Source organism: Pseudoxanthomonas sp., assembly GCF_036845285.1.
GTDB lineage: Bacteria > Pseudomonadota > Gammaproteobacteria > Xanthomonadales > Xanthomonadaceae > Pseudoxanthomonas_A.
Window position 1 is genome coordinate 1 of the sequence record NZ_DAIUEE010000030.1, and the last position, 4,680, is coordinate 4,680.

General features: G+C 58.2%; 4 protein-coding genes. All 4 read right to left on the reverse strand.

What is annotated here, in order from left to right; genetic code table 11:
• Window positions 1-495 (reverse strand): hypothetical protein (locus tag V7060_RS18405; protein ID WP_334180658.1); only part of this gene is annotated, 495 nt, incomplete at its 3' end.
• A gap of 53 nt (window positions 496-548) precedes the next feature.
• Window positions 549-2,750: an AAA family ATPase gene (locus V7060_RS18410; RefSeq protein WP_334180659.1), complete on the reverse strand. Its 2,202-nt coding sequence runs from the start codon at window positions 2,748-2,750 to the stop codon at window positions 549-551.
• A gap of 153 nt (window positions 2,751-2,903) precedes the next feature.
• Complete coding sequence (locus V7060_RS18415) at window positions 2,904-3,464, reverse strand: hypothetical protein (protein WP_334180660.1); 561 nt, start codon at window positions 3,462-3,464, stop codon at window positions 2,904-2,906.
• Between the two features lie 97 nt (window positions 3,465-3,561).
• Window positions 3,562-4,086: a hypothetical protein gene (locus V7060_RS18420; RefSeq protein ID WP_334180661.1), complete on the reverse strand. Its 525-nt coding sequence runs from the start codon at window positions 4,084-4,086 to the stop codon at window positions 3,562-3,564.
• Between the last annotated feature and the right edge of the window lie 594 nt (window positions 4,087-4,680).

The following is a 4,680-nucleotide window of genomic DNA, read 5'->3' on the forward strand; positions in this document are numbered from 1 at the left end:
GCGATCGGAAGTTCCAAGCTCTTTCACAACCGTCCGTGATTTCGGGGTAGAACCCTCCTCACCGCGGTCACTCTCATAATTATCGTAAGCGTCTTGCGCAGCTTCTTCTGCTGCATCCTGCGCCAGTCGATCAGCCTGCTCTTGGCGGGCTTGAACGAACGCTTCGCAGCCTTCGATGAAGGAGCTGAAATTGCCCGTGCAGTCGGACGCGCTCGTGGCGTCCTGATCCTGCCCCCAGGAGAAGCCGGCTTCGTGCCCCGAGCAATCCTTGGTGCATACATAGTTTCCAGCGTCTTCCACCGAGAAGGCATCGACACTGCTGGTTTCGGCGCCCACTCCATTACTGTCGGCGCCGCGGCTGCTAAAGACCTCCTGCCGTGCTTCTTCGGCCGCTCCTTCTCGAGCGTCAGAGTCGTCCTCGGGATAGTCCTGCATATCCTCATAGTCTGCGTAGCGGCCCGAGCCGCTACCGCCGCAGCTGGCGAGCAAAGCCACCAAGAAGGGAGCCGCTACTCGGATACCTATGCGCGCGCATCCCACTGGTGGCTTCACTCCGTAGCCTCCATGAGCGCGGCATGATGCATGGGATCTTTGGCTTCCAGCGCCGAGAAGACGCGCTCCACCATGCCCCGGGACATGGCAGGGAAGTCGGAGAATTCAAGCAGCCTGAGTGTGGAAACGCTGTGCGAGCCTTCATCCGCGTAGCGAGCCACGGCCGCGCTCAGTGCGGCATCGTCAAACAACGCATCCAGTTTGGCTTGGTAGCCGCTGGCGGCGGGCTTTCGGAACCCTAGATACATCTCCAAGAAACGCCTCACCAAGTTCGGGCAATGAATATAGTCGTCCACATCCTGACTCTCATTGGCAAGGATCTGGCGAAGGCAATAGAACACATGGTGATAGTCCGAGCGAAACCTCACCAGGTGACTGGGTAGTGCGCTCAATTGACTGTGTCCGGTGGCAGGACGGTGAATCAAGAAGCCGGCATGATCCTTCTTGAACTTGGTGCGATCGGTCCATGTCTGCTTGATCGCATTGAAGAACTCGGAGTTGTGGGTGGAGACGAATGCCTGTTTGCACTCGATGAGCAGGGTCGTCAGGAGCGAAGAGACGTCGTAGATATGGTTGGCATCCAGACTGCAAATAGGATCATCCACAAACACGATGGTATCGCTCAGTAGTTGGCCCCTCTGCCTTAGGCTCACCAAGAAATAGGACAGCGAAATCGCCGTGCGCTCACCATCGCTCATGTTCGTGGCGGGAGTGCCCTCGCGCATGAATTGAAGGCGCCCGTCTTGCGCTTGCTCAACCGACAGACGCGTTCCCAGAAGTCGCCTTAGGTGGCCGTTGATCTCGCTGGCGGCCACTGAGCTGCGCTGCAACTCTGTGTTGGCTGCCTCCAACCCTAGTGCTACACGCTGGCCAACACCCGTCACCCTGCCCAGCTTATCGCCCGCTCGGTCCAGCTTCTCGACCAACTCTGCTGCGCCAGGATCGTGGATGAATCGGGCAGCGAAGTGAGCTTTGACGGCATCGGAAGATGCTTGGCGACGGGTTGCCATCTCATTGCATGCCAGGTTGTGTTCTTCCTTGGCTTGGTTGAGCTGGGCGACGATGGCGGTCAGGCCGGGGAGGCGGTCCTCCACCGCGTCGACGGCGATGGATGACTCCATGTTTTCGATCTTCTGACGCAGCAGGTCCAACCATGCGGCATGGATCTGGTTCTCTCGCTGTTCCCAGGATTGATAGTTCGTGAGTGCAGCGGTGACCTTGGGCCACACCTGGGGCGACCACTCCCGCTCATGAGGTATCACCGGTGCCGGCCGCGGCTGTTGAAGCTGGGTGATCGCGGCTGAAATGGCCGCGTCCTGCTGGCGATACTCGTCGGAGAAATGACGTGCGTAGGCTTCAAGGGCTTGCTTCGCGTCTCCGCCGCAGAATGCGCAGTGGGTGGTGTGCTCATGAAAGCCTAAGCCTGCTCGGATCCAGTTGCTTAGGGCCGGGTGGTCGGTCAGGCGCTTGATGGCTGTCTGTTGCGGCGTTTTCGCCAGAAGCCCCTCGATGTCCTGCGGCATCGGAAGGCGAGATGGAAGCGCTAGCAAGGTGCTCAGAATAGGTTTGAGAACACTTTGGTCCCTGGCTTGCGTGATGGCAGCGTCCAGTGCTGCCTCATCGAGTACGTGCGCGGCAGGCGATCCGGTCTTCTGAGCCAACGCGCGAAGATCAGGGGCTCGGAAGTTGCGAATACCCAAGACGTTGCCGCACTCGCGTGCTAAGTCCGTAGCGGCCTTCTCGCGTGCCGTGGTGGCCTCATCCTGTGCCTTCTTTGCGGCGCGATACATCGTGGCAACGCGTTCGCGCCGCTTGGTCAGCATGGCAATGCGATTGCTGAGCCTGATGTTGTCTGCGCCGACGATGAACAAGGCGGGGGCTCGGGTGTAGTCCTCGCGTTGGAGGTTGGTATCGATGAAATCACGATTGAAGATGCAAACCGGAAACCGTGTGCGGTCCTGGTCCTTCTGGCTATCTAGAACGTCTTCCCCAACGCGTATGCGAGCGCGAGCGCCTAGAGGCAGCCGGGGAGATCCGGAGGGCGTGAACAGCGCGAAGACGCGGGACAAAGTGGTCTTGCCAGAGGCATTCCAGCCATACAAGAGGTTGTAGCGGGCGAAATCCGGGGCGCCCCCAGCTCGCCCATCAAAGCCGTCCCACACTGCGGCCTGAGTAACAGACTCAATGCGTCGAAACATATCCGCCCCCAGAACTGGAATTCTTCCCCGTCTGCAGTCTTGCACGCTTTGGGATGAGCGGCTCGCTCAGCCGGATTGGCGGTGAGCGTTCAAGAGCCGCTCCCGCCAGACTGCTTAGCGCTGCTTACAGCCGAGGCAGATCGTTTGAGGCGCTCACAGGCGTGGTCGGCTTGGACCGGGGCGCAGGGGAGCGGTGCTGGATCGAAGAGACTTGGCCTGCCCTGCTGCACTGTGGCGTCCCAGCCACGTATAGGCATCTGGAACGATATCGGCGATCTTGAATGCCAGTACCTGTCGGAAATGCTGGGGGTCCCATCTGATGTGGTTGAGGTCTTCCACCGTTAGCCCGATGAACGCTTCGTTGATCGGGGTGGAATGCAGGTCGAGCAGGGCAATGAGCCGGTCCACTTGTTCGTCCCGCTCTGCAGTGTCAATGCCGGTATGGGCCTGCTTGTCATCGAAGCGCTCAAAGTAGGTCAGCGTACTGGGGCCATCGTGGGTGTCCTGGCGACCGGAGTGCAGGCGCAGTCCGTGGGTTCCAAGCCAGTGCGCGTTGACCTCTACCCACTCCTGCAAGCTCAGTATGAAGTGCTGACGCTCGATAACCGCGATGCGCAACTTCAAGCGGTGAAAGTTGGGGATCTCGTCCTCTGGTTCCAAGCAGGTGGGCAGAAGATTGAGCGCAGGGATGAGGTGGTCTTGCGTCCAGGGCATGGATGGTCCGCTGTGAGTTCACCTCAGTGATAGCGCAGATCTCGCCTGCGTCAATTGACGGTGCATGGGTCATCACATCCACCACACCACACACCGCTCACAACCTGCCGCGGGCGCGCTCGTTGGGCGCCTGGGGCGTGAGCCCGTCCAGCGAGGCCGCCTGGCGATAGGCGTAGTGGGCATCGAGCCAGGCTTCGCCGTCCTCCATGATGTCGTCCAAGGCTTCTATGAGCACGCAGCGGGCGTGGTGAGGGTTCCATTTGATGGCATTGAGGTCGCAGACCACCTCGGCAATCAAAGGCCACTGGTGCTCAAACGCTACCTCGCTGAGCTGCCTGATCAATGGCCTGACCGCGGCGTGTCGGGTGGCCGGTAGGCCGGCCTCTTCAAACAGACGCGTCTGGATGTCGTTGTCGGCATAGACCATGACTACCGATCGGGGACCATCGGGTAGCCAGCTGCGGTCCAACAGAAAGCCCTGATCTTGGAGCCAAGAGGCGTTAAGTGAGACCCATGAGGACAAGCAGAGCATCACGTGCTGTTGCTGGAGTTTTGAGATCTGACTCATGATCGGGGAAAAATCGAGCTCGTTGGGATAGCCGGGTGGCAGGTCTTCGGGCAATCCCTCCAGGGCGATCTGGATCTGGATCTGGAGTTGGAGCTGGTGGCTGGTGGCTGGTAATTGATTTTTGCATGCGCTAGAGCTAAGGCAGCGCGTGTGCCTGTCAAGCTCGAAAGTGCGAGGCACTACGGGATTTGCGCATCCGAGGGCCAACTTCCATGACCGGAGGGCGACGGAAGAAGCAAACGCTATAGCCTGTTTTGACGCAGCGCAGAACACTGTCAAGCCTGAAGGTGTGATCTATCGCCAGATCAGTGCATGTGGATAGATATGCGGCCTGACTGGAATGTGCAATCCAGAGAGAAGAGAGATTTAGGGTTTACTTTAGGATGGTCTGGTGTACTGTTTTTGGGTGGATTTGAGTGGCACTTCTTGATGAATTTACGATTGGTACAGAAATCTCAAATGTGTAAGTTTCTGACGCATACGTAATAAATTAGGATTATTTAGATAATACTCTCAAGGCTCAATCACGCGTATGGTTTTGCGATTTTCGACGCGCAAGGAGTTGAATATAAAGAGGTTAGGTGAATTTTTTTGGTAATTCCTAGCCTTTCCGGACCAGAGTGGGCCGTAGTTGCTGGATCGAAGTCT